Origin of the sequence: Propylenella binzhouense, assembly GCF_009866965.1 — a bacterium.
In the GTDB taxonomy this organism is placed as follows: domain Bacteria; phylum Pseudomonadota; class Alphaproteobacteria; order Rhizobiales; family Afifellaceae; genus Propylenella; species Propylenella binzhouense.
In genome coordinates, this window is record NZ_SPKJ01000187.1 from 1 (window position 1) to 2,819 (window position 2,819).

2 protein-coding genes are annotated in these 2,819 nt (G+C 71.9%); one reads left to right on the top strand and one right to left on the bottom strand.

Going from position 1 to position 2,819, the window contains the following annotated elements:
- A partial coding sequence (locus E4O86_RS22670; protein ID WP_246206569.1) for a heterodisulfide reductase-related iron-sulfur binding cluster occupies positions 1 to 840 on the top strand: 840 nt, incomplete at its 5' end.
- A gap of 186 nt (positions 841 to 1,026) precedes the next feature.
- Here E4O86_RS22670 and E4O86_RS22675 read toward each other — a convergent pair.
- Positions 1,027 to 2,819, bottom strand: a 1,793-nt coding sequence (locus E4O86_RS22675; RefSeq protein WP_161142809.1) for a M23 family metallopeptidase, incomplete at its 5' end; no start/stop codon positions are given.

Sequence of the window (2,819 nt, forward strand, 5' to 3'; positions counted from 1 at the left end):
CGGCTGGCGCCGGCCCGCTTCCCGGGCCGCGCGCCCGCAACGCGCATCCATCCCGCCGCCGGGCCGCGCCGCGGGCGCGTCGCGCTCCTCTCCGGCTGCGCCCAGTCCGTCCTCGACCCCGGCATCAACGAGGCCGCGATCCGCCTCCTCACCCGGCTCGGCGTCGAGGTCGTCCAGCCGGACGGCGAAGGCTGCTGCGGCGCCATCGTCCACCATATGGGGCGCGCGGCCGAGGGGCTCGCGCTCGCGCGCGCCAATGTCGATGCCTGGATCCGCGAGATCGACGGCGGCGGGCTCGACGCGATCCTCGTCACCGCCTCGGGCTGCGGCACGACGATCAAGGATTACGGTCACATGTTCGCGCAGGACCCTGCCTATGCCGAGAAGGCGAGGCGCGTCTCCGGGCGCGCCAAAGACATCACCGAATATCTCGCCGGCCTCGATCTGCCCGCGCCGCCGGCCTCGCCGGGGCTCGTGGTCGCCTATCATTCCGCCTGCTCGATGCAGCACGGCCAGCGCGTCGTGCTCGAGCCGCGGCTGCTCCTCGAGAAGGCGGGATTCGTCGTCCGCGAGGTCCCGGAGGGGCACCTTTGCTGCGGCTCGGCCGGCACCTACAACATCCTGCAGCCGGAGCTCGCCGACAGGCTGCGCACCCGCAAGGTCCGCAACATCGAGAGCGTCGCGCCCGATCTCGTCGCCGCCGGCAATATCGGCTGCATGACCCAGATCGGGGCCGGCACGCGGATTCCGGTCGTGCACACGGTCGAGCTTCTGGACTGGGCGCATGGCGGCCCGGAGCCGGAGGCGCTCGGCGCGGTCGCCCGGCATCGCCCGGGTTGAGGTCGCGGCGGCCGGGGTGGCGGGCGCCCCGCCGCGGCCATCAGGAGCACGGGCGGCGCCGTCACCGCCGAACTGGCGAGATCTCTGCCGCCGAGGAAAGGGCGCGCCGAGGCGCGCGGGCGGTCGCGGGCGATTGCGGGCTTCCGAGGTGCGGGCTTCCGAGGTGCGGGCCGAGCGGCGGCCGCGTCAGCTCCGCGTGTCGGCGTAGCGGTCGCCGTTGTCGCGCGCGATCAGCGCGTCGATCCGCCCGCGCTCGCGCTCGAACTTCGCGAGCTGGCTGCCCTGCAGGGTGCGCCCGCGCGGCACGCGGATCTTCATGGGATCGACGAAGCGGTCGTTGACGAGCACCTCGTAATGGACGTGGGAGCCGGTCGAGAGGCCGCTCGAGCCGACATAGCCGATGATCTGGCCCTGGCGGACGCGGACGCCCTCGGTGATGCCCTTGCCGATCGCGCTCATATGGCCGTAGGCGGTCTCGTAGCCGTTGGCATGCCGGATCCTGACCTGCCGGCCATAGCCGGACTTCGTGCCCGCGAATTCCACCACGCCGTTGCCGGACGCCATGATCGGCGTTCCGCGCGGCGCCGCCCAGTCGACGCCGGAATGAAGCCTGTAGCGCCCGAGGATCGGGTGCCGGCGCATGCCGAAGGGGGAGCTGAACCGGCCGCCGGCGATCGGCTTGCGCATCAGGAACTTCTTCGCGCTCTTGCCCTCCTCGTCGTAATAGTCGACCACCCCGTCATCGGCCGTGCGGAAGCGGTAGAAGCGGCGCGGCACGCCGCCGAGCGTGACCGAGGCGTAGAGGATCTCCGCGCTTTCCGTCTCGTCGCCGTCCGATTCGTAGACGACCTCCATCGAATCCGCCGGCGAGAGATGGGCCTGCAGGTCGACGTCGTAGGAGAAGACCTTGACGAGGTCCTCGATGAGCGGCTGCGGCATGCCGAGCGAAAGCCCGGTGCCCCAGAGGCCCGCATAGAGGGTCGGCAGATTGCCGGCGGCGGGCGCCGGCTCGTCCTCGGCGAAGACGGATTCGTCGAAAGGCGGCTCCTCGGCCGCGACATAGGAGCCGGTGTCCGACATCGCGACCGTGCCGAGATGGGAATCGGTGCCGTAGAGACTGATCCGGACGGGCCTGGTCCGGCCGTCCGCGTCGGCGGCGAGGCCGAACCGGAGCTTCTCGCCGGGCTTCACCCCGACCGAGAAGTTCGCGCTGAAGGCGGCGGCGATGTCCTCGGCCTCCTCCTCGGTGGCGCCGGCATCGGCGAGCAGGCGCTCGAAGCTGTCTTTGCGGCCGACCGAAACGATCCGCTCGTCGACGTCGACCCCGGTCTGCGGATCCTCCGACTTCTCCACCAGCGAGACATTCTCCGGCACGATCGCGACCGCGAGCGAGGAGATCGCGTCGGTCGCATCGGTGCCGATCTCGAAGCGGGCGGAATCGATATAGGGAAGCGAGGCGACCTCGACCGCACCGTCCGCCAGGAACGGCGCCGCCTCGCGGACGGAGCGGCGGACTTCGGCGAGCGCGAGCTCCGCCTTGTCGTCGAAGACGATGCCGGCGGAGGGAAAGTCGCTCACCTTGATCGCGACCTCGCCGTCGACCTCCGCCCCGTAGATGGCGTCGCTCGCCGCGACCTCGGTCGGCTCGTCACTGCCGGAGAAGATCTTGAGCGGGTTGAAATCGGGGATCCGGGCGGCGATTTCCGGCGCCACCGGGGCGGAGAGCGCGCTCGCGACATGGGCGAAGGGACGGACCCGCACGATGTCGCGGTCGCCGACGCGCGTCACCGTCGAGACCGGGATGACGCGCCGGACGATCTCGGTCTCCGGCACGGGGCGCATCCGGTCGCCCTTGACCGCGACGCCGCCGGCGGAGGCGAGCGCCCCCGGCCGTGCCGCCTCGAAGGTCGGCGCCAGCACGGCGCCCGGCCCGAGACCGACGGCGGCCTGCAGTGCGCCGCCCCCGAGCCCGAGCGCCG